Origin of the sequence: Lachnoanaerobaculum orale (genome assembly GCF_003862485.1) — a bacterium.
Taxonomy (GTDB): Bacteria; Bacillota; Clostridia; order Lachnospirales; family Lachnospiraceae; genus Lachnoanaerobaculum; species Lachnoanaerobaculum orale.
In genome coordinates this window covers 41,919-65,249 of record NZ_RRCM01000004.1, presented here as the reverse complement: position 1 = coordinate 65,249, position 23,331 = coordinate 41,919, and the positions used below count along the sequence as shown (strand labels likewise).

Here is a 23,331-nt window from a genome sequence, read left to right as displayed (position 1 = left end):
GTGTTACTATGAATGAGAATGATTTGAAAAAAGACGATATGAATTCACTTGATGATATGTTAAAAGAGGCTCCAAGCTTAAGCTTTGATATGCCTGAGGTAAAGCCTGAAGTTGTTGAGATAAAAGAGGAAAAGAAAAATGAAACACCTGAAGTTAAGCTCTCACCTGAGGAAGAAAAGATGGTGGATGATTTTGCGTCAAAGATAGATATATCCAATTCTCAGGCAATACTTGCATATGGTGTTGGAAGTCAAAAAAAGATTGCGGACTTTTCGGAAAACGCACTTGAGAGAGTAAAGACAAAAGACCTCGGTGAGATAGGCGATATGCTTGCAGGAGTGGTCGGTGAAATTCGCTCACTTGAAACTGAGGAAGATGAAAAGGGGCTTTTCGGTTTCTTTAAGAAAACAAGCAATAAGCTGGCAAATCTTAAGGCAAAGTATGATAAGGTGGAGACCAATGTCAACAATATTGCAAAGGCGCTTGAGGACCATCAGGTGACTCTTATGAAGGATGTGCTGATGCTTGACAAGATGTATGAGTTAAATATGAACTACTACAAGGAATTGTCTATGTACATTCTGGCAGGAAAGAAAAGACTTGAAAGAGCCAACAATGTGGAGTTGCCTGAGCTTATAAAAAAGGCCGATGAGAGCGGTCTGCCTGAGGATACACAAAAGGCAAAGGATTTCTCACAGATGATAAACCGCTTTGAAAAGAAGATATACGACCTTGAGCTTACAAAGACCGTATCACTTCAGATGGCACCGCAGATAAGACTTATCCAAAACAACGACTCCATGATGTCTGACAAGATACAGTCAACCATTGTAAACACTATTCCGCTTTGGAAAAATCAGATGGTGATTGCTATCGGATTAAAGCATTCAAACGATGCCGCCAAGGCACAAAAGGCTGTATCGGATATGACCAATGAGCTTTTAAAGAGGAATGCGGATGCCCTAAAGACTGCCACTATAGAGACCGCAAAGGAATCGGAGCGCGGTATAATAGATATTGAAACTCTTAAAAATACCAATAAGACTTTGATATCTACCTTTGATGAAGTTATAAAGATACAGGATGAGGGCAGACAAAAGAGAAAAGAAGCGGAAGCCGAGCTTAGAAACATAGAAAACGAGATGAGAACAAAGCTTCTTGAAATCAGTAACAGACAGGCAAACAGTAACAGATAGGAATAAAAATGAACAATTGGAGACAAAGATATCATATTGAACCGAAGAGCGGATGGTTGAACGATCCTAACGGGCTTTGCTTTTTTAAGGGATACTACCATGTGTTTTATCAGTACGCTTATGAACCTGTAGGCGGAAATAAGTACTGGGCACATCTTAAATCAAAGGATTTGATAAATTGGGAAGAGGCGCCTTTGTTTTTATCTCCGGATAAGGAGTTTGATAAAAACGGAGCCTACTCGGGTTGTGCATTGGTAAAGGATGATATGATGCATATCTTCTATACCGGCAATGTAAAGCATAAGGGAGACTTTGACTATATAAATACTGGCAGAGAAAATAACACGGTCCATGCGGTGAGTAAAGACGGCGAGTGTGTGGATTCAAAGAATGTGATAATGTTTAATAAGGATTATCCTGACGGACTTACTTTGCATGTGAGAGACCCTAAGGTGTTTGAGTATGAAGGCAAATATTACATGGTACTCGGCGCAAGGACAAAAGAGGACAAGGGTGAGGTGCTTGTATATGAGTCTGAGGATTTGGACAGCTGGAATCATATCAGAACTTTTGAGACTATGGCAAAGTTCGGGTATATGTGGGAATGTCCGGATCTGTTTGAGATAAACGGGCAGTGGATTTTGATGGCTTGTCCGCAGGGGCTTGAGGGCGGAAAGTATGAATTCCAAAATATCTACTCATGCGGATATTTCATTATAGACGGTGATTTCAGAAAAAACGGCTATATTGTGGAGTATAAGGAAGCGGATTTGGGATTTGATTTTTATGCACCGCAGACCTTTACACATGAGGGAAGAAGACTTCTACTCGGATGGATGGGTATGCCTGATGCAAAGTATACAAACCCGACTGTCGAGTACGGATATCAGCACTGTATGAGCACATTCAGAGAGTTGGATTTTGACAATGATACTCTTATTATGAAGCCTGCAAAGGAATACGAATCTCTCAGAAAGCATTGCTTTGATTTTGATGAGGAGAATAAGTCTTACAGTGTAGGTGATGACAGAGCCTTTGACCTTGAGACCCAAAATTTCGGCGATAAGTTTGATATTGAAATTTTTGATACTCTAAAGCTTGATTTTGATTCCGGTAGAGGTGACTTTGAGCTGTCTTTTATTGCAAACGGATACGGCAGAGATGCAAGATATATAAGAGTAAAAAAGATAGAAAATCTCAGACTTATGATTGATGCAAGTTCCGTAGAGGTGTTTGTAAATGACGGCAAGTATGTGATGTCAAACAGAATGTATCCAAGTGAGTATAAGGATATTAAAGTAAACGGCAATATCACAGGAAAGCTTTATAAGTTGGATGTTTAGGTTTTTTAAAAATAGAAAAGATAGTAATATGAAGTTGATAGTTGGATTGGGGAATCCGGGAAGAGAGTATGTAAACACCAGACATAATGCAGGCTTTTATGTGGTTGAGAAGCTTGCATATGAGCTTGGTGAGGATATAACCGAGAGAAAATATAAGGGGCTGTTTGCAAAGGTAAGGATAGGGAATGAAAAAGCCATACTGCTTGAGCCGCAGACATATATGAACAACAGCGGTGAGTCCGTCAGAGCCTTTATGGACTACTTTAAGATAGAGGCAAAGGATGTAATAGTGGTGTATGACGATATAAATCTTGAACCCGGAAATTTGCGTATCAGGTTAAAGGGAAGTGCCGGAGGACACAACGGCATCAAGTCTTTGATTGCACATATGGGTACATCGGATTTCCCGAGAGTAAAGATGGGAGTAGGTGAAAAGCCTGCAAGAATGGACCTTGCAGACCATGTGCTCGGACATTTTAATGATGAAGATAAAAAGAAGCTTGATGAAGCCGCATCACATGCGATAGAGGCTATAAAGCTGATGGTGGACGGTCAGTATGATACGGCAATGAACAAATACAATGTAAAAAAGACTAAGTAAGGAAGTATATGAGTTTATTTGAAAATCCCTTAAAGAAACTGGCGGATTTCGAGTCTTTGGAAGAAAGTATAAAAAAAGATAAGTTTCCTTTACAGGTTACCGATATGTCCGAGCCCGGAAAGGCACATTTGATTTCTGAGCTTATGAAGGATGACAGGCCTTGGAAACTGGTAGTAACATATGATGAGGACAATGCGAGCAGGCTATATGAAGATATAGGCTGCTTTTTGGGCGAGGTCTATCTCTACCCTGCCAGAGATTTGCTTTTTTTCAATGCGGATATAAGATCTTTGCAGATAACTTCAAAAAGAGTTGAGGTGTGGAAGCATCTTAGAGAAGATAAAAGCGGTGTGGTGGTTACCACCGTCGATGCGCTTATGGACAAGCTTGAGGACTATAATAAGTTTTGTAAGGCCACACTTGAGATAAAAAAAGAAGACAAAATTGACTTGGAAGAAATGTCAAAAAAGCTTACGGATATAGGATATGAGAGAAGCTTTGAGACCGACAATCCGGGACAGTTTTCAATAAGAGGCGGAATACTGGATATTTTTCCGCTGACTGAGGAAAATCCTGTAAGAATAGAGTTGTGGGATGACGAGATAGATGCCATGAAGAGCTTCGACCCTGCAAGTCAGAGGTCTATAGAGGAACTTGAGTATGTGAATATCTATCCGGCAAAGGAAAGAGAAATCGGAGGAGAAGAATCTTTTCTCAGATATTTTGATTATAAAAATACTTTGATATATATTGACGAGCCTGCAAGGACGATGGACAAGGCCATAAGGACTGAGGAAGAATACAATCAGAGTGCGGCAGGCAGAATAGAATCGGGTCAGTATAATAAGGAGGATATCCCCGATATATTCAGCGCAAAGGAGGTATTCCACTCTTTGAATAAGTCTCCCGCCATCGCGCTTACAGGGCTTGATAACAGAATAAAAGAACTTGAGGTGAAGTCTGTTTATTCCGTCTTTTCAAGAATGAGCGGTGTATATCATGAAGACTTTACAAATCTTGTGGACGACCTTAAAAGATACAAGTCCGACAAGACAAAGGTTGCACTTATCTGTGCATCAAAGACCAGAGCGAAAAGACTTTGTGACAGCTTTGTAAACGACTATGCGCTTGATGCTTTTTTTGCTGAGGAAAATTCTGACGTGAACATTGCTCCCGGTCAGATAGCTATATTTGTCGGAAATATACATTCAGGTTTTGAGTACCCTGCACTCAACTTTGCGGTGATTTCTGAAAGCGATATCTTTAAGGACAAAAAGAAGAAAAAGAGAAGAAACAAAGAGTATGAGGGAGACAGAGTAACCTCTCTAAGTGAGCTTTATATAGGGGATTATGTAGTACATGAGGACCATGGACTTGGAGTCTACAAAGGTATAGAAAAGATAGAAAGAGACGGCATTATAAAGGACTATGTAAAGATAGAGTATCAGGGCGGTGACAACTGCTTTGTGCCGGTTTCAAAGCTTAACAGAATCCAAAAATATGGCGGAGCCGAGATAAAAAAACCTAAGTTAAATAAGCTTGGCGGAGTGGAGTGGTCAAAAACCAAAAACAAGGTAAAGACTGAAGTCGAGGAAATGGCCAAGGAACTTGTGACTTTGTATGCAAGCAGATTAAACGGCAAGGGAGTGGTATACGGCGAGGACACACTTTGGCAAAGAGAGTTCGAAGAGATGTTTGAGTATGAGGAGACCTATGATCAGTTAAAGGCTATTGAAGATGCAAAGAGAGACCTTGAGACCGGAAAGATAATGGACAGACTTGTATGTGGTGATGTGGGCTACGGTAAGACCGAGATTGCACTGAGGACAGCTTTTAAGGTAATACAGGAGGGCTATCAGGTATTATACCTTGTGCCTACCACTATTTTGGCAAGGCAGCATTACAATACTTTTGTGCAGAGAATGAAGGATTTCCCTGTAAAGATTGCACTCTTATCAAGGTTTAATACCAAGAAGGAACAGACAAAGACTATAGAAGATCTTAACAAGGGGCTTGTGGATATAGTGATAGGTACTCACAGACTTTTGTCAAAGGATGTGGTACCTAAAAAGCTCGGACTTGTGATAGTGGATGAGGAGCAGAGATTCGGAGTAAAGCATAAGGAGAAGCTTAAGCAACTTTGTGAAAATGTAAATGTGCTGACACTTACGGCTACACCTATACCGAGAACTTTGCATATGTCGCTTTCAGGTATCAGGGATTTATCGGTGCTTGAGGAACCGCCTGTTGACAGAAAGCCTATACAGACCTATGTAATGGAGTACCATGATGAGACTGTTAAGGAGGCTATAAGAAGAGAGGTGGCCAGAGGCGGTCAGGTTTATTATCTTTATAACAGAGTCAACAATATAGAGGAAGTGGCGGCACATGTTAGGGCTTTATTGCCTGATATTGATGTTGAGTATGTCCACGGCAGGATGAATGAGAGAGAACTTGAAGCCAAGATGGTTGACTTTATAAACGGTGATGTGGATGTACTTGTCACCACCACCATAGTGGAGACAGGTCTTGATGTGCCCAATGCCAATACTATAATAGTTCACGATGCGGACAGGCTCGGTCTTTCACAGCTTTACCAGCTTCGAGGCAGAGTAGGCAGGAGCAAAAGAAGTGCTTATGCTTTCCTTATGTATACAAGGAACAAGCTTTTATCGGAGGAAGCGTCAAAGAGACTTAAGGCAATCAGAGAGTTTACGGAACTGGGTTCCGGAATAAAGATTGCTATGAGAGATCTTGAGATAAGAGGTGCAGGCAATGTACTTGGTGTGACTCAACACGGGCATATGGAAGAGGTCGGATATGATTTGTATGTAAAACTCCTAAATACGGCGGTTACCGCTTTAAAGACCGGAAAGCCTGTGGAAGAGGAAGTGGAGGCAAGTGTTGAGATTGATGACAGCGCCTATATTCCAAGTGACTATATAGACAATGAAGAGACCAAGCTTGAGATATATAAAAAGATCGCTCTTGTAAAAACCGAGGAGGATTTTTCGGATATGCAGGATGAATTGATAGACAGATTCGGTGAGATGCCAAGGCCTGTAGGCAATCTTTTGTATGTTGCAAGGATAAAGGCACTTGCAAGTTCTATGTTTATCACTGATGTAATTGTGAACAAGTTGCAGATAAAGTGGACAATGCGAGAAAATAAGCAGATGAATATGGATAACTTGGATAATTTTCTAAAGTCCTTCGGCAAAAGCCTCACGGTAAAGTACGATAAAGTACTGAACTGGGAGTACAGGGACAGAGAGAAAATCTCTACGGAAGACAGAATGGAGTTTGCGGTGGAGATGTTTGAGAGGATGAAGAAGGAGCTGTTTTAGGGGAATTGTGTATAATAAACTGTAGTAGTTGTTTATTATATTTTAAGGAGTTTGTAGATGGATAGAGTTTATGAGATTTTAAGGGAAAGCTACGGCGAAAATGCAAAGTTCAGAGAGGGACAAAAAGAGGCAATAGAGGCGGTTGTCAACGGAAAAAGGACATTGGTAGTTCAAAAGACCGGATGGGGTAAAAGCTTGGTATATTTTTTGTCTGCAAAACTTTTAAAGGAAAAGGAAAGAGACGGTATTACATTGATTATCAGTCCGCTCTTAGCTTTGATGAACAATCAGATAGATTCGGCAAAAAAACTGGGAATCAATGTCAAGACAATTAATTCTGATAATAAGGATGAATGGGATAATATAATAAGTGATATATGTGACAATAATACTGTAGATGCTTTGATCATATCTCCGGAGAGACTAGCAAATGCGGATTTTGTTAAAGACTGTTTGGATAAAATCAAAAACAGAGTGAATTTATTTGTTGTAGATGAGGCTCACTGTATATCGGATTGGGGACACGATTTTAGACCTGATTACAGAAGAATTGTAAAAATATTACAATTGCTGCCTGGTAATGTTCCGGTACTTGCCACTACAGCCACAGCAAATGACAGAGTGGTCAATGATATAGTCGCACAGCTTGGAGAAAATTTGGTAATAAGCAGAGGGGAGCTTATAAGGGAAAGCTTGGCTATACAAGTTATAAAATTGCAGAAAAAAGAGGACAGATTGGCATGGTTGGCTGAAAATATTGAAAAAATGCCGGGAAGCGGAGTGGTATATTGCTTAACAAAGGCGGATTGTGATTTGGTGACTGATTGGCTTAATGAAAATAATATAAAAAGTGAGAAGTATTATGCAGATATCAGTAAGGAATATAAGGCAATTATACTTGATAAGTTTCAGAAGAATGAAATAAAGGTTTTGGTGGCCACAGTAGCTTTCGGAATGGGGTATGACAAGCCTGATATCGGGTTTGTAATTCATTTTCAGCGTCCTGCGAATATTGTATCTTATTATCAGCAGATAGGTAGAGCAGGCAGAGGAATAGAACTTGCATATGCTATATTGCTGTGTGGAGAAGAAGATGAGCATATAAATCAATATTTTATCAATTCAGCTTTTCCTACAGAAAAAGATATGAATATCGTTGTGGATTTTATAACAGACAATCCGGGTAAGTCTATAAGTGAAATCAAAGGTGCTTTAAATATAAGAGCAAATAGAGTAGAGAAGACTTTAAAGTATTTAACCGTCGGTGATGATATTTATACTGAATATGTTAACAGAAAAAAGGGCTATTATAAGTCGGCAAAAAAGTGGGAGCCTGATTTGGAGCGAAGTGAAGGTATAACTGCAATAAGGCATAAAGAAATGCAGGATATGGATGAATTTACAAAGCAAAAAGGCTGCTATATGAAGTACATTGCAGAAAAATTAGATGATGTGAACGCAAAAGTATGTGGAAAATGTTCTAATTGCAGAGGTTTACTTTTTGATGAAACGGTTGGTGCCGAAACGGTACAAAGGGCACAGCAATTTATAAAAAGTAAGTTTGGAGTTATTGAGCCTAGAAAACAATTTCCGGATAAAACAAAGATTGAATCGGAATTTCAATTTAAAGGCGGTATAGTTCTAAGCAATTATGCCGATGCAGGATATGGCATGGCGGTACAAAAGGGAAAGTATTTGGACGGCTATTTTTCGGATGAGCTTGTAGATGCAAGTGTAAAAATATTGTCGGAGTTTATAAAAAATAATAATATAGAGTGGATAACACCTGTAACCTCAAAAAGACATCCACAATTGGTGCCGGATTTTGCGAAAAGGCTTGCCGATAGACTTGGTATAGGATATTTTGAAGGAATAAAGAAGTTTAATGCAGAGGAACAAAAGAAATTTGAGAACAGTAAAGGACAATATCAAAATGCAAACGATTCATTTGAAATCATTCAGGTCAAGAAAGAAAATATTCTTCTTGTAGATGATATGGTGGATTCAAGGTGGACCTTTACTGTATGTGCCATGAAGATGAGAGAAATGGGCAGTGGAGATATATACCCGTTTGCGTTGGCAAATACGGCCGGAAGAGGTGATAATTAAGATATGATATATTCAGACAGTGCAATGGCGGCAATACTGCTTTGTACCAATTTAGGAATAGAGGGTGAATACAAGCCGTTGACATTAAAAGAGTGGAACGGGCTTGGTAAGACTGTAAATGATATGGGCTATAAGATTGCCGACTTATTGAAAAGTGAATTTACCAAAAAACTGCCTATATCGGAAAAACAAAAAGAGCAAATAAAGCTTTTAACAGGCAGGGGTTTTAGCATAGCGCTTAAGTTACAGGAGCTTGAGAATAAGGGTATATATATTGTGACACAATTTGACAGCGATTATCCGAAATACCTGAAAAGAAAACTCAGAGAAAAGATGCCGCCGGTGCTGTTTTATGCGGGGGATATTACATTGGCTGGAAAGATCGGAATTGCAATAGTCGGGTCAAGAGATGTGGATGATGCCGGAATGCTGTTTGCAAAAGATTTGGCAAAAAAAGCCACAAAAGAAAAGCTTATTATCTATTCAGGCGGTGCAAAGGGGGTAGACAGTATATCAGAAAAGGCCGCAATAGATGGAGGCGGATATGTTGTATCATTTATAGGAGATTCACTGAGCAAAAAAATCAGGAACAAAGATGTAATTCAAAATATTTTAAATAAAAGAATTTTACTGTTTTCAGATGTAAATCCTGACACAGGTTTTTCTGTAGGAAGGGCGATGAACAGAAATAAATTTATTTATGCGGCGGCACATGGAGCATTTGTTGTAAGTTCAGACTTCGGAAAAGGCGGAACGTGGACAGGAGCTGTAGAAAATATAAATAATTCATGGACTAATCTGTTTGTATGGAGCGGTTGTGTAAAAAAAGGAAATAAAGAGCTGATAAGTAAAGGAGCCATACCTTATGTCATTTCAGAACAAACTATTTTGGATACCATAAATTTGTCGCTTCAAAAAGATATTGAAGCTTACAGGCAGATAGATATGTTCACAACGGGAAAAGATGAGATTAAAGAAAATATAAAAGAAGATAATATTATTGACTTATATGATGTAGTGAAAGAGTCTCTTGTACAAAGCATAGTTGGAGAAATGGATGCAAATGATATTGCGCAAAAGTGTAATATTCAAAAAGGTCAAATGAATATATGGCTTAAGAGATTGGTTGCCGAGGGAAAGATAAAAAGAAATAAGCAGATGTACAGTCTGCCGTCTTAAAAGCAAGTGTGGTATTGATTTTTAAAAATCATTTGACAAATATAGATAAATACAAGTATACTTAAAGACGCACAGCCGGGGAGATAGCGGTGTCCTGTACCTACAATCCGCTTTAGTAGGGGTGATGCCTTGCCTAGGGTGTACATTTGCTTAGCAGTCTAAAGCAAGTGGTGTTGAAGTGGGGGTCCCCACGCAATGGAAACTTTCGAACCGTGTCAGGACAGGAATGTAGCAGCACTAAGGAAGACCTTTCATGTGCCGTGAGATAGCCGCCGCGGAGCCGGCTACTTTGGCAACGTTTGTGAATGGCATTCGAAGCAAGGCGTGCATAAAAGAGCATTATCAAGGAATCAAAGGGGATTTTTTGATAATGCTCTTTGCGTTTAGTGTTTGTTGATTTTATAACAATACTATTGAAAAAATTTTTTCATTAATATAAAATAATGTAGATATTTGGAGGCTACTTATTTGTTACTGAATCAAACAAGTAGCCGGAAGCATAGAGTTTGTCCGTTTTGATAGGAGGAAATATATGGCAATAAAGACTATAGGTGTATTAACAAGTGGTGGAGACGCGCCGGGAATGAATGCGGCTATTAGAGCAGTTGTTAGAACAGCAATTCACAATGGAATAAATGTAAAAGGAATCATGAGAGGTTATGCAGGTCTTTTACAGGAAGAGATAGTGGATATGGAAAGTACAAGTGTATCTGAGATAATCCACAGAGGAGGTACAATCCTTTATACTGCAAGATGCCAGGAGTTCACAACAGCTGAAGGACAAAAGAAAGGTGCTGAAATCTGTAAAAAGCACGGTATTGACGGTGTAGTGGTTATCGGCGGTGACGGTTCATTTAAAGGTGCAGGTAAGCTTTCCGCACTTGGAATCAACACAATAGGTATCCCGGGAACTATCGACCTTGATATAGCTTGTACAGACTATACAATAGGATTTGATACGGCGGTAAACACTGCTATGGATGCCATTGACAAGGTAAGAGATACATCTACATCACATGAGAGATGTTCTATAATAGAGGTAATGGGAAGAAATGCAGGATATATCGCACTTTGGTGCGGATTTGCAAACGGTGCCGAGGATGTATTGTTGCCTGAGAGATATGACGGCAATGAGCAGGCACTTATAGACAGGATTATTGAGAACAGAAAGCGCGGTAAAAAGCATCATATCATAATCAATGCCGAGGGAATCGGACATTCCGTTTCTATGGCAAAGAGAATTGAGGCCGCTACAGGAATAGAGACAAGAGCTACAATACTTGGATATATGCAAAGAGGTGGAGCTCCTACATGTATGGACAGAGTATACGCTTCAATAATGGGTGACAAGGCTGTAGAGCTTTTATTGGCAGGAAAGTCAAACAGACTTGTAGCTTACAAAAACGGTGATTTTGTAGATTTTGATATCCAGGAAGCATTGGCAATGAAGAAGGACATATCGGAAGACCAGTTCAGAATATGCAAGCTTTTGGTAAGATAATATGCCTGAAATGATAAACGGATATGACTTCGATTTAACAAAGAGTGATTCAATCGTTCTTTGCGGCGCAAGTTCATATGTTCAGAAGTATTATTTCAACGAAAAATTCAAACGATTACCGGATGAGATAAAAGATGAACTTAAGATAATGTGTGTGTCTTTTGCCGAAGAGGCGGGAGGCATACTCACTTTGGAGTTTGACAAATCCGGTAATTTGAATTTTTGTGTGAGAGTGGATGACGGAGATTTCTACTTTGACGATATTGAAAGCGGACTGAGGATAAGTTCTTATCAAAGAAAAAAAGAAGAACTTTTGTCACAGCTTGAGCTATTTTATAAAGTGGTATTTTTAGGAGAAAATGTGGACGGCAATGATTGACAGGCTGATATTTTATATAAAAAAATATGAAGGCGTCCTGCTCTATCTTATATTCGGTGTGCTGACTACAGCAGTAAATTTTGCAGTGTATTATATCTGTTATACAAAATTTCATTGGATAAACCTTGCAAGTAATACAGTTGCATGGATATTGTCGGTTATGTTTGCTTTTATAACCAATAAAATATGGGTATTTAAAAGCAAAAGCTTTCAGAATGAGCTTGTACTGAGGGAGCTGATAACATTTGTTGTGTCGAGATTATCCACATGGCTTTTGGAAACGGTTATTATGTTTGTAGGAGTAGATATATTAAAGGGATATTGGCTGATTGCAAAGGTTATTGCAAGTGTGCTTGTAGTCATACTCAACTATGTTTTTTCAAAATTATTTATTTTTAGAAAGAATAATGAAAATGCTTAAGAACTTTAAAATCGGAAACATAAATATAGAGGGCGGATTGTGCCTTGGACCAATGGCAGGTGTAAGCGACTTGCCATTTCGTCATTTATGTAAGGAAATGGGCGCTTCACTGCTTGTGACGGAGATGGTAAGCGCAAAAGCGATATATTTTAAAAATAAAAATACAGAGCCGCTTATGAAAATAGATAAAGCTGAACATCCTATAGCATTGCAACTTTTCGGTTCGGACCCTGATATAATAGCCGAGATGGCGGCAAGTATAGAAGACAGAGATTTTGATATATTCGATTTCAATATGGGCTGTCCCGTACCGAAGATAGTCAATAACGGTGAAGGCTCCGCGCTGATGAAAAATCCTAAGCTTGTGGAAGAGATATTGTCAAAGCTGGTAAAGAGTGTAAAAAAGCCTGTGACATTGAAGATAAGAAGAGGCTTCAATGAAGATAATATCAATGCGGTTGAGATTGCAAAGATAGCGGAAGGTGCAGGAGTAAGCGCTGTTGCCGTACACGGAAGAACCAGAGAGCAATATTACTCAGGTAAGGCTGATTGGAATATTATAAGAGATGTAAAGTTGGCACTGAGTATACCTGTAATAGGTAACGGTGATGTGGTGGACGGCGAAAGTGCAAAGAGAATGTATGAGTATACAGGTTGTGACGGGATAATGATTGCAAGAGCGGCAAGAGGAAATCCTTGGATTTTCAGAGAGATAAGAGCATATTTGAATGGAGATACGCCGGTAAAACCTACTGCAAAAGAGATAGTTGATATGATTTTAAGACATTGCAGACTACAGATGGAATATGACGATGAAATTATGGCTGTCAGAAAGATGAGAAAGCATGTGGCGTGGTATACACATGGTATGAAGGGCTCTTCAGCACTTAGAGATAAGGTAAACCATGTTGAAAAGTACGATGAGCTGGAGTCATTGCTTAAGTCGACAGTGTGATATTATGTAAATTTTAATACATAAATATAAAAAATATGTTACAATGGTGGCAGAGTATGTGAATATAAGTTTTAGTCGGACATAAGGCTTTACCATATAAATTTACATATCTATTTTACATCCCAACCGGAGGATATATGAATAGAAAAGAACAGTATAAGCGTATTTTAAAATTCGGCTCGGCTGCCGTTATATTGCTTATTGAAGTGGGACTTTATTGGCTGCTTTGGCAACTGTATCTCAACAATATAATAGAAGAAAGATTCTGGAGAAGAGGAATCTGGCTGCTTTCCGCACTGTACGGTGTGCTTTTGGTATTCTTTTTGCAGACCTACGGCGGACTCAAAATAGGTTATCTGAAAAGAGGAAATATAATTTATTCACATATACTTTCACTGTTTATAGTGAATACGATAGGATACTTTATATTGGCCCTGATTGATAAGCGGTTTCATTCACCGGTCTCTTTTATACTGTTGACCGTTGTAGACGGGATAATAGTTTGTATTTGGGTTTTTTTATTTCAATGGATATACGGTGTACTCTTTCCGCCGAGAAGATTACTGGTAGTATATGGAGTGAGGCCGGTATTTTCCATAATGGAAAAGATAGGTGCCAGAGACGACAAGTATGTTATCGGGGGGTCCATAAGCATTGATGAGGGCATTGATAAGATAATGGAAAAGGCCAAAGAATTTGAAGGCATTGTCGTAGGTGATGTACCTTCACATGACAGAAACCTCATCCTAAAAAAGTGCTATGACTCAAGCATCAGAGTATATATGATACCGAAGATAAGTGATATTTTGGTAAGATCATCTACCAATCTGAACCTGTTTGATACACCTATACTTCTCTCAAAGAATGAGGGATTGCAGATAGATCAGATGGCGGTAAAGAGATTTATAGACATTGTAGTAAGTTTGATCGGAATAATACTTACATCTCCGTTATTTGTGATGTTCGGAGCTGCAATACATCTGGCAGACAGAGGACCGATTTTTTACACGCAGACAAGACTTACAATAGACGGTAAACTTTTTAAGATATATAAGTTCAGAACTATGAGAGTGGATGCGGAAAAAGACGGAGTGGCAAGGCTTGCAGGTGAAGCTGACAACAGGATAACCGATGTAGGTAAGATATTAAGAGCTACAAGGCTGGATGAGTTGCCGCAGTTATTTAATATAATAAAGGGTGAGATGAGTCTGGTAGGTCCAAGACCTGAGAGACCTGAAATCGCCGCAGAGTATATGGAGGATTTGCCTGAGTTTGCTATGAGACTGAAGATGAAGGCGGGACTTACAGGATACGCACAGGTGCATGGAAAGTACAATACCACTCCATACGATAAGTTAAAACTTGACTTACACTATATAAGAAACTACAGTCTCTGGATGGATCTTATTTTGATTGTTTTGACTCCTAAAGTTTTATTTATGAAGGAGTCCACAGAGGGCGTAGGTGAAGGCGAGACAAATGCCAATAATAAGGATAAGTAAAAGCAGGGTGCAAACCTGCTTTTTTTGTGATAAGATGGTGTTACACGGCAAAGATTTCTATTTTTTCATATGTTGACAAAAATCATATAAGCGTATACAATAAAAGAGAACATACATTCGATGGAGGTTGTTATGAAAAAGGATAAAAATTCCAAAGCAACACAACAAGTAAAACAGGTAACGGAACATAGTGAGAAGCAGGCGGCGCTTGAGTCCGCTCTGACACAGATAGAGAAAGCATACGGTAAGGGTTCGGTGATGAAGCTTGGAGACGGTAATATTCACATGAATGTGGAGACTATTCCTACAGGTTCACTCGGACTTGATATAGCACTTGGAGTAGGCGGTATTCCGAAGGGCAGAATAATAGAAGTATATGGTCCCGAGTCATCAGGTAAGACTACGGTAGCTCTTCATATGGTTGCGGAAGCACAGAAGCTTGGCGGTATTGCGGCGTTTATTGATGCTGAGCATGCACTTGATCCTGCATATGCCGAGAGAATAGGTGTCAATATAAATGAGTTATATGTATCACAGCCTGACAACGGTGAACAGGCACTTGAGATTACAGAGACAATGGTAAGATCCGGAGCCATTGATATTATAATAGTTGACTCGGTAGCGGCTCTTGTACCTAAGGGTGAGATAGAAGGCGATATGGGTGACTCACATATGGGCTTGCAGGCAAGACTTATGAGTCAGGGACTTAGAAAGCTTACAGGTATAGTAAGTAAGAGTAACTGTATAGTTATCTTTATCAACCAGCTTAGAGATAAGATAGGCGTTATGTTCGGAAGTCCTGAGACCACTACAGGCGGTAGAGCATTGAAGTTCTATGCTTCAGTAAGACTTGATGTAAGAAAAGTCGAGCAGATAAAGCAGGGCGGAGAGCTTATAGGTACAAAGACCAGAATAAAGGTAGTAAAGAATAAGGTGGCACCTCCTTTTAAAGAGGCCGAGTTTGATATCATGTACGGACTGGGTATATCCAAGGCCGGAGAGATACTTGACCTTGGAGTTGCAAGTGATGTTATAGAAAAGGGCGGCGCCTGGTATTCCTATGAGGGCAACAAGATCGGTCAAGGCAGAGAAAATGCAAAGAAATTCCTCTTGGACAACCCTGATATATGTGAGAAGGTGGAAGCACAGATAAGAGAGAAGTTCAAACTTGCATCTGAAAACGGTGAAAAACTTATAGAGTACGATCCGATAGACGGAGAGGAAGATGAAGAGTTTGACGGCTCACCTATAGAAGAAGAGAATGCAAACGGAGTGGTATTAGAGGAAGAAGATTGATTGTAAGAGAGATTATTTCGATAAACACTAAAAAGAGCAGGATTATCTTTGATGACAATGAAAGTTTTGCCCTGTATAAGGGTGAGATGAGAAGATTGGATATTGAAGTCGGTAGGGAGATAGATGAAGAAGAATATTATGTAACTATCTACCCTACCCTAAAAAAGAGAGCCTTTGCGAGACTTTTACATATACTGGAAAGGTCGTTCAAGTCGGAGAATGACCTTATAAAGAAGCTGAGGCTCTCGTTTTATCCTGAAGAAGCCGTCAAAGAAGCTATAGAAAAGGCTAAGAAATTCGGATATATAAATGATGAAAGATATGCAGAGCGCTATGTATCCACATATAAAGACAAATACAGCAAGCTGAATTTGAAATATAAATTGATGGAAAAAGGCATCAACAAAGAAATAATAGATAATGTACTTGAGGAAGCGGACATAGATGAATCACCTATGATTGGAAAACTCTTGGAGAAAAAGCATTACTTTGAGATGGATGAGCCTGAAAAAAAGCAAAAGATAATAGCTTCAATAATGAGAAAAGGTTATAAGTATAATAAGATTAAGGATGTAATAAAGGACATTGCCGCAGATGAATAGGATTGCGACAATGTCCTTTTTTGTGCAATTATTGGCAGAAAGAAGTAGTTAAATAACAAACATACTTGTTAAATAAAAGACTTTTCAGAAAAGTATTACAAAATTTGTTAAAAAAGTATATAATGGTGGTAAAGAGTTCGTATCAAAAATTAACAAAGATATGTGCTGTTATTATTTCATGAAATAAAATAATAATATATGTAAGACAAACATATATATACCGTGAGGTAAATAATTCCAGGAGTAAGAGGATATGAGTAGATTAGAGATAGTCTCCCCAAGTAGAGCAAGAATTGTAATGGAGGAGCTATACAAAAACTTGGAAAGAAGAATTGAGGCATCCCCTCCGGGACTTTGTCCGGTGGATATGTCAAGAGCTTTCCTTGAGCTGGCTCACGCTCAAACATGCGGCAAATGTGTTCCATGTAGAATCGGCTTAGGACAACTTGAGAAGTTGATTGAGAATGTGCTTGACGGCAAGGGCAGCATGGCTTCCCTTAAGTTAATGGAGAAGACCGCTCTAAGCATTATGGAATCGGCAGATTGCGCCATAGGCTATGAAGCGGCCAATATGGTGTATAAGGGTATTATAGGATACAGAGATGACTATATAGAACATATAGCACACGGCAGATGTACATGCTCATACAATCAGCCTGTACCTTGTGTAAACTTGTGTCCTGCACAGGTAGATATACCGGGATATATTGCCCTTATAAAAGAAGGCAGATATGCGGATTCTGTCAGACTTATAAGAAAAGATAACCCGTTCCCTACTACATGTGGATTCATATGTGAACATCCTTGTGAAGCCAGATGCAGAAGAAATATGGTGGACGACTCTATAAATATTCGCGGACTTAAGAGAGTTGCGGCAGATTTTGCAGGTGAGGTGGATCCGCCGAAATGTGCTCCGTCTACAGGTAAGAAGATTGCGATACTCGGCGGCGGACCGGGCGGACTCAGTGCGGCATACTTTTTGCAGCTGATGGGACATCAGACTACAGTATATGAGATGCTTCCTGAGCTTGGCGGTATGTTAAGATACGGTATACCGAACTACAGATTGCCTAAGGACAGATTGGATGAGGATATAAGAGCAATACTAAAGACAGGTGTAAAAATAAAACACGGTCTTAAAATAGGTGAAGATATTTCCATCAATGATTTAAAGAATGCCTATGATGCGGTACTTATAACTATAGGTGCAAGTACAGATAAGAAGCTTGGACTTGAACATGAGGATGCCGTAGGAGTTGTTTCGGCTGTAGAGTTTTTGCGTGATGTAGGTAAGAACATCATAAAAGATTTGACAGGTAAGAATGTATGTGTAATAGGCGGCGGAAATGTATCTATGGATGCGGTAAGAACCGCAAAGAGAATGGGTGCAAAAAAGGTAAGCATTGCCTATAGAAGAAGAGTTGCCGATATGACCGCACTGCCTACAGAGGTGGAAGCTGCGGTTGCGGAGGGTATTGAACTTAGAACCCTTATGGCACCGTCTTCAATAGATGTGGATGAGAACAACCATATAAAGGGTATATATGTTAAGCCTCAGATGATTTCCGCTATAAAGGACGGAAGAGCAAGTGTTAAGGCGACAGGTGAAGAGGATGTATATATTCCTTGTGATATTTTGGTAGTTGCAATAGGACAAAACATAGAGACAAAGCATTTTGAAGATGCGGGAATCCCTGTATCTAACGGAAAGATTATCACAGATTCTACAGGTGCGTTCAAGGATATGCCGGGAGTATTTGCCGGAGGAGATTGTGCCAGCGGACCTGCAACAGTTATCAAGGCTATAGGTGCGGCTAAGGTGGTAGCTGCAAACATTGACGAGTACTTAGGTTATCACCACCAGATAAGTGTGGATGTGGAGATTCCTGAGGCAAGCCTTGAGGATAAGAGCCCTTGCGGCAGAGTGGAACTTACAGAAAGAGAAGCTTGTGAAAGAGTTCTTGATTTTGAAGGTGTTGAAAATTGCATGACTGAAAAAGAGGCGAAGCAAGAGGCAGGCAGATGCCTAAGATGTGACCACTTCGGCTTCGGTATTTTCAAAGGAGGTAGGGAGAGTATATGGTAAACTTAACTATTGATAATATACCTGTTTCCGTAAAAGAAAATACTACAATTATGGAAGCAGCGGCAGGGATAAATATAGAGATTCCGAAATTGTGTTTCTTAAAAGGTCTGAATGAAATAGCGGCGTGTAGAGTATGCGTTGTTGAGTTAAAGGGTAAGGATAAGCTTATAACTTCCTGTAATAATGTATGTGAAGAAGGCATGGAAATCTTTACAAACAGTAAGAAAGTAATCAGAGACAGAAGAAAGACTGTAGAGCTTATACTTTCACAGCATGATAACAGATGTGTAATATGCGCTAAGAGCGGCAACTGTTCACTTCAAAAAGTAGCCAATGATTTGAATATACTTGAGATACCTTTTGCCGTTGAACTTGAGAAACAGCCGTGGAATAAGAACTTTCCTCTTATCAGAGATTCGTCAAAATGTATTAAGTGCATGAGATGTATACAGGTTTGTGACAAGATGCAGACACTAAGCGTATGGGATTTACACGGTACAGGTGCCAGAACTACCGTCAATGTAACAGGATATAAGAAGATTGAAGAAGCCGACTGCTCACTTTGCGGTCAGTGTATTACACATTGTCCTGTAGGTGCATTAAGTGAAAGGGATGATACTTCCAAGTTCTGGGATGCAATTGCAGACCCTGAAAAGACTGTTGTAGTTCAGATTGCACCTGCTGTCAGAACGGCTTGGGGTGAAGTATTCGGTCTGAAAGACAAGGATGCTACAGTAGGAAAGATTGTAGATGCATTGAAGAAAATGGGTGCAGACTACGTATTTGATACATCATTCTCGGCAGACCTTACTATTATGGAAGAGGCGAATGAGTTTGTACACAGATATACCAATGGTTTGATCGGCGACAGACCTATGTTTACTTCCTGTTGTCCGGGCTGGGTAAGATTTGCAAAATCACAGTTCCCGAGAATGGCAAAATCACTTTCTACAGCAAAGTCACCTCAACAGATGTTCGGCGCGGTAATGAAGTCTTATTTTGCAGAGAAGATCGGAGTAAATCCTGAAAATATGGTATCCGTTTCCATCATGCCTTGTGTAGCCAAGAAGGGTGAAAGAGAAATGGAACTCTTCCACGGAGAGTATGCAGGTCACGATGTGGATATAGCACTTACTACAAGAGAACTTACCCGTATGATAAGAGCATCACATATAGATCCGAAGAGTCTGAAAGATGTGGTGGCCGACAGACCTATGGGTGATTACTCAGGAGCCGGAGTAATATTCGGTGCTACCGGAGGAGTAATGGAGGCGGCGCTTAGAACCGCATACAGCATAATAAAGAAAGAAAATCCGCCGGCGGATGCATTTAAGCCGGTAAGAAGTAAGGCATTCCAGGAGAATGACGGAACCATTGAGGCTAAGTTTAATATTGATGATATTGAACTTAATATCGCTGTAGTTAGCGGACTCGGTAACACCAGAAAGCTGCTTAACAAGATTGAGCGTGGTGAAGCAAAGTATGACTTTGTGGAAGTTATGGCCTGCCCGGGAGGTTGCGTAGGCGGCGGCGGACAGCCTGTAAAGGACGGCTACGAGCTTGCATTTGACAGAGGTAAGAAGCTTTATTTCCTGGATGAGAACTCCGAGATAAGATACTCGCATGAGAATAAAGATATTATTGCACTGTATGACGAGTATTTCCATAAACCTCTTTCACATAAGGCGCATGAGCTTTTGCATGTACACGAGTAATGTTTTTTATAATAAAATTGTTTTGAAATTATGATTTACATATCGGTACGAGTGTGTTAAGTAAATTTATTTTCTAAGGAAGTGTTTTTTACATTTCCTTAGAATTTTTGTATACAGTATGATTAAGATGGAGATTAGAGTATGTTGTTTAATATCTTTAACAAGAGAAAGTCCGATTGGAAGCTTGATATTGACGGAGAAGAAAAGGGCGGATGTACAGCGCAAGAGGTCGAAAGCCTGTTGGATTCTATAAGAAACGGAAAGATATATTTTATTGTCTTGACACCTGAAAAGAAGATTGATGTAAATAACAGAAGATTGAATTTCGTACAGATATGTAGGGATGAGGGAGATGAGAATTATCATTTTGAAGTAAGCACATCGGATGTTAATGATAGAGACAACATTATTATCTATGGAAAAGAGGGATTTGACAAAGATAAGGTAACGGATATGATTCAACTCCTTATGAAGGATAATATAGTTCCCGATTGTTCAAGCTGGGAAGTTGTATTTGACAGTGCTGATGTCAAGATAGCTAATGTGGAGGTCTACAAAGATCTTGTAAAGACCATATCGGATAATGAAGTTTTTTTACAAAATATGGACAGGTGTTTTTGTTATCCGAGAGAATACTTTAAAGATAATGCGGACAGGTATGAAGATAGGGGTATTACAGACAGAGATGCTATAGATACCTTTGTTTGGATTGCCGTAGCGGATGAAATGCTTGAGAGCGGGATAGCAACAGAGCTTGACTGGAAAGAAGAAAAAGATGAATTCTTATCAAGTATAGAAGAATTGGCAAATGAGAATAATCTTGTTGTAGACGACAGTATGCTTGATGATGAAGGGGACATTCCGTCTTGGTGTAAAGAGTTGGATGATAGATGGATGAAAGACGGATACTGTATAGCAGGTATTGATATAGACAGCGACAGTTATGTATTATTTATATGTAAAACAGATAGTTTGAGAAAATTGACGGAACTTGCCAAGAGTATAAATCACAGGATTGATTTTGCCCAAAATATGTAGTTTCCTGATTTGTCAAAAATGTGTTAAAAAACTTTGAAAAAGTTATTGACAAGATTAGAGTTGTTCTTGTATAATGTGTAAGCATTGCGAAAGCAATCAAGGAGAAATACTCAAGAGGCCGAAGAGGCGCCCCTGCTAAGGGTGTAGGTCGGGCAACCGGCGCGAGGGTTCAAATCCCTCTTTCTCCGTTTCTTGTAAAATAACTTTAAAAAAGTTGTTGACAAGAAAAAACAGATATGATAGGATATCTGAGTTGCTCGAAGAGAGCAAGAGTTCAAAAGGTTTGAAAAAGAATAAAAACTTCTTGACAAGCTGAAATAAACTTGATATAATAGCAAAGCTGTTTGAGACAGCGAAGCAATGAACCATGATAATTTAAGATTAAACAGTACACACAACCCTGAAAATTCACATATTTTTCTTAGCGAGAACGAGCGAAGCGAAGTTCGAGCTTAGAAAAATAGTGCACCTCGTCGAGCGTAGCGAGACAATGGTGCTACATATGATTATGTAATGAAGTTTCAGAAAAACAACGTTTAGATTCGAACAGAATTTAAAACCTTTAAAAAAACAGTAGATCTGTGAAAACAGATGCAAGCTAGCGACAGGCTAGATTAAACTTTTATATGAGAGTTTGATCCTGGCTCAGGATGAACGCTGGCGGCGTGCTTAACACATGCAAGTCGAACGAAGCTGCTAAAAGGAAGTCTTCGGACGGAATTTTGGTAGACTTAGTGGCGGACGGGTGAGTAACGCGTGGATAACCTGCCTTATACAGGGGGATAACGGAGAGAAATTTCCGCTAAGACCGCATAAGACCACAGCACCGCATGGTGCAGGGGTAAAATATTTATAGGTATAAGATGGATCCGCGTCCGATTAGCTTGTTGGTGAGGTAGAGGCTCACCAAGGCGACGATCGGTAGCCGGCCTGAGAGGGTGAACGGCCACATTGGGACTGAGACACGGCCCAAACTCCTACGGGAGGCAGCAGTGGGGAATATTGGACAATGGGGGAAACCCTGATCCAGCGACGCCGCGTGAGTGAAGAAGTATTTCGGTATGTAAAGCTCTATCAGCAGGGAAGAAAATGACGGTACCTGACTAAGAAGCCCCGGCTAACTACGTGCCAGCAGCCGCGGTAATACGTAGGGGGCAAGCGTTATCCGGATTTACTGGGTGTAAAGGGAGCGCAGACGGCGAAGCAAGTCTGAAGTGAAATGCATGGGCTCAACCCATGAATTGCTTTGGAAACTGTTTGGCTTGAGTGTCGGAGGGGTAAGCGGAATTCCTAGTGTAGCGGTGAAATGCGTAGATATTAGGAGGAACACCGGAGGCGAAGGCGGCTTACTGGACGACAACTGACGTTGAGGCTCGAAGGCGTGGGGAGCAAACAGGATTAGATACCCTGGTAGTCCACGCAGTAAACGATGAATACTTGGTGTCGGGGAGGTAAACTCTTCGGTGCCGCAAGCAAACGCATTAAGTATTCCACCTGGGGAGTACGTTCGCAAGAATGAAACTCAAAGGAATTGACGGGGACCCGCACAAGCGGTGGAGCATGTGGTTTAATTCGAAGCAACGCGAAGAACCTTACCAAATCTTGACATACTCTTGAATAGTTTTGTAATGAGGCTAGTCCTTCGGGACAAGGGATACAGGTGGTGCATGGTTGTCGTCAGCTCGTGTCGTGAGATGTTGGGTTAAGTCCCGCAACGAGCGCAACCCTTGTCGTCAGTAGCCAGCAGTAAGATGGGCACTCTGACGAGACAGCCGGAGATAATCCGGAGGAAGGTGGGGATGACGTCAAATCATCATGCCCCTTATGATTTGGGCTACACACGTGCTACAATGGCGTAAACAAAGTGAAGCGAAGCCGCGAGGTCAAGCAAATCACAAAAATAACGTCTCAGTTCGGATTGTAGTCTGCAACTCGACTATATGAAGCTGGAATCGCTAGTAATCGCAGATCAGAATGCTGCGGTGAATACGTTCCCGGGTCTTGTACACACCGCCCGTCACACCATGGGAGTCATCAATGCCCGAAGTCAGTGACCTAACC

Annotated in this window: 16 protein-coding genes, 1 tRNA gene, 1 rRNA gene and 1 other RNA gene (1 of these 19 cut by a window edge); all 19 read left to right on the top strand. The window is 40.1% G+C overall.

The features are described from left to right. Positions 1 to 8 precede the first annotated feature (8 nt). On the top strand, positions 9 to 1,196 hold the full coding sequence (locus tag EHW90_RS12850) for a toxic anion resistance protein (protein ID WP_124953066.1): 1,188 nt from the start codon (positions 9 to 11) through the stop codon (positions 1,194 to 1,196). Between the two features lie 8 nt (positions 1,197 to 1,204). Further along, positions 1,205 to 2,539 (top strand): glycoside hydrolase family 32 protein, encoded by a 1,335-nt coding sequence (locus EHW90_RS12845; RefSeq protein ID WP_124953065.1) that lies wholly within the window; start codon positions 1,205 to 1,207, stop codon positions 2,537 to 2,539. A 28-nt stretch (positions 2,540 to 2,567) separates the two neighbouring features. After that, a complete protein-coding gene (gene pth, locus EHW90_RS12840; protein ID WP_243114025.1) occupies positions 2,568 to 3,140 on the top strand; it encodes an aminoacyl-tRNA hydrolase in 573 nt (190 codons plus the stop codon). Between the two features lie 8 nt (positions 3,141 to 3,148). Then, positions 3,149 to 6,487: a transcription-repair coupling factor gene (mfd, locus tag EHW90_RS12835; RefSeq protein ID WP_124953063.1), complete on the top strand. Its 3,339-nt coding sequence runs from the start codon at positions 3,149 to 3,151 to the stop codon at positions 6,485 to 6,487. A 57-nt stretch (positions 6,488 to 6,544) separates the two neighbouring features. Beyond that, positions 6,545 to 8,596, top strand: a complete 2,052-nt coding sequence (locus EHW90_RS12830; protein WP_124953062.1) for a RecQ family ATP-dependent DNA helicase — start codon at positions 6,545 to 6,547, stop codon at positions 8,594 to 8,596. Between the two features lie 3 nt (positions 8,597 to 8,599). Continuing rightward, positions 8,600 to 9,775: a DNA-processing protein DprA gene (locus tag EHW90_RS12825; protein ID WP_124953061.1), complete on the top strand. Its 1,176-nt coding sequence runs from the start codon at positions 8,600 to 8,602 to the stop codon at positions 9,773 to 9,775. A 67-nt stretch (positions 9,776 to 9,842) separates the two neighbouring features. After that, an RNA gene (gene ffs, locus EHW90_RS12820) (signal recognition particle sRNA large type) lies at positions 9,843 to 10,105 on the top strand. Positions 10,106 to 10,307: 202 nt separating this feature from the next. Next, complete coding sequence (gene pfkA / locus EHW90_RS12815; RefSeq protein WP_124953060.1) at positions 10,308 to 11,276, top strand: 6-phosphofructokinase; 969 nt, start codon at positions 10,308 to 10,310, stop codon at positions 11,274 to 11,276. A gap of 1 nt (position 11,277) precedes the next feature. After that, positions 11,278 to 11,655, top strand: coding sequence for a DUF6145 family protein (locus EHW90_RS12810; RefSeq protein ID WP_060930654.1), 378 nt, complete (start codon positions 11,278 to 11,280; stop codon positions 11,653 to 11,655). Then, complete coding sequence (locus EHW90_RS12805) at positions 11,636 to 12,076, top strand: GtrA family protein (protein ID WP_243114024.1); 441 nt, start codon at positions 11,636 to 11,638, stop codon at positions 12,074 to 12,076. The genes EHW90_RS12810 and EHW90_RS12805 overlap by 20 nt, the downstream gene beginning before the upstream one ends. Continuing rightward, positions 12,069 to 13,031, top strand: a complete 963-nt coding sequence (gene dusB / locus EHW90_RS12800; protein ID WP_124953076.1) for a tRNA dihydrouridine synthase DusB — start codon at positions 12,069 to 12,071, stop codon at positions 13,029 to 13,031. The genes EHW90_RS12805 and dusB overlap by 8 nt, the downstream gene beginning before the upstream one ends. A gap of 137 nt (positions 13,032 to 13,168) precedes the next feature. Then, a complete protein-coding gene (locus tag EHW90_RS12795; RefSeq protein ID WP_124953059.1) occupies positions 13,169 to 14,533 on the top strand; it encodes a sugar transferase in 1,365 nt (454 codons plus the stop codon). Positions 14,534 to 14,665: 132 nt separating this feature from the next. Next, the gene (gene recA / locus EHW90_RS12790) at positions 14,666 to 15,829 is read left to right on the top strand and encodes a recombinase RecA (RefSeq protein WP_124953058.1); all 1,164 of its coding nucleotides are present in this window, start codon (positions 14,666 to 14,668) and stop codon (positions 15,827 to 15,829) included. After that, positions 15,826 to 16,431, top strand: a complete 606-nt coding sequence (locus tag EHW90_RS12785; protein WP_124953057.1) for a regulatory protein RecX — start codon at positions 15,826 to 15,828, stop codon at positions 16,429 to 16,431. The genes recA and EHW90_RS12785 overlap by 4 nt, the downstream gene beginning before the upstream one ends. Positions 16,432 to 16,684: 253 nt before the next feature. After that, the gene (locus EHW90_RS12780; protein WP_124953056.1) at positions 16,685 to 18,517 is read left to right on the top strand and encodes an NAD(P)-binding protein; all 1,833 of its coding nucleotides are present in this window, start codon (positions 16,685 to 16,687) and stop codon (positions 18,515 to 18,517) included. Then, a complete protein-coding gene (locus EHW90_RS12775) occupies positions 18,511 to 20,232 on the top strand; it encodes a [FeFe] hydrogenase, group A (protein ID WP_124953055.1) in 1,722 nt (573 codons plus the stop codon). The genes EHW90_RS12780 and EHW90_RS12775 overlap by 7 nt, the downstream gene beginning before the upstream one ends. Positions 20,233 to 20,373: 141 nt before the next feature. Then, a complete protein-coding gene (locus tag EHW90_RS12770; RefSeq protein ID WP_124953054.1) occupies positions 20,374 to 21,270 on the top strand; it encodes a DUF6630 family protein in 897 nt (298 codons plus the stop codon). A gap of 100 nt (positions 21,271 to 21,370) precedes the next feature. Beyond that, positions 21,371 to 21,458: transfer RNA gene (locus tag EHW90_RS12765), tRNA-Ser, on the top strand. 434 nt (positions 21,459 to 21,892) lie between these two features. Then, a 16S ribosomal RNA gene (locus EHW90_RS12760) occupies positions 21,893 to 23,331 on the top strand (it continues 99 nt past the right edge of the window).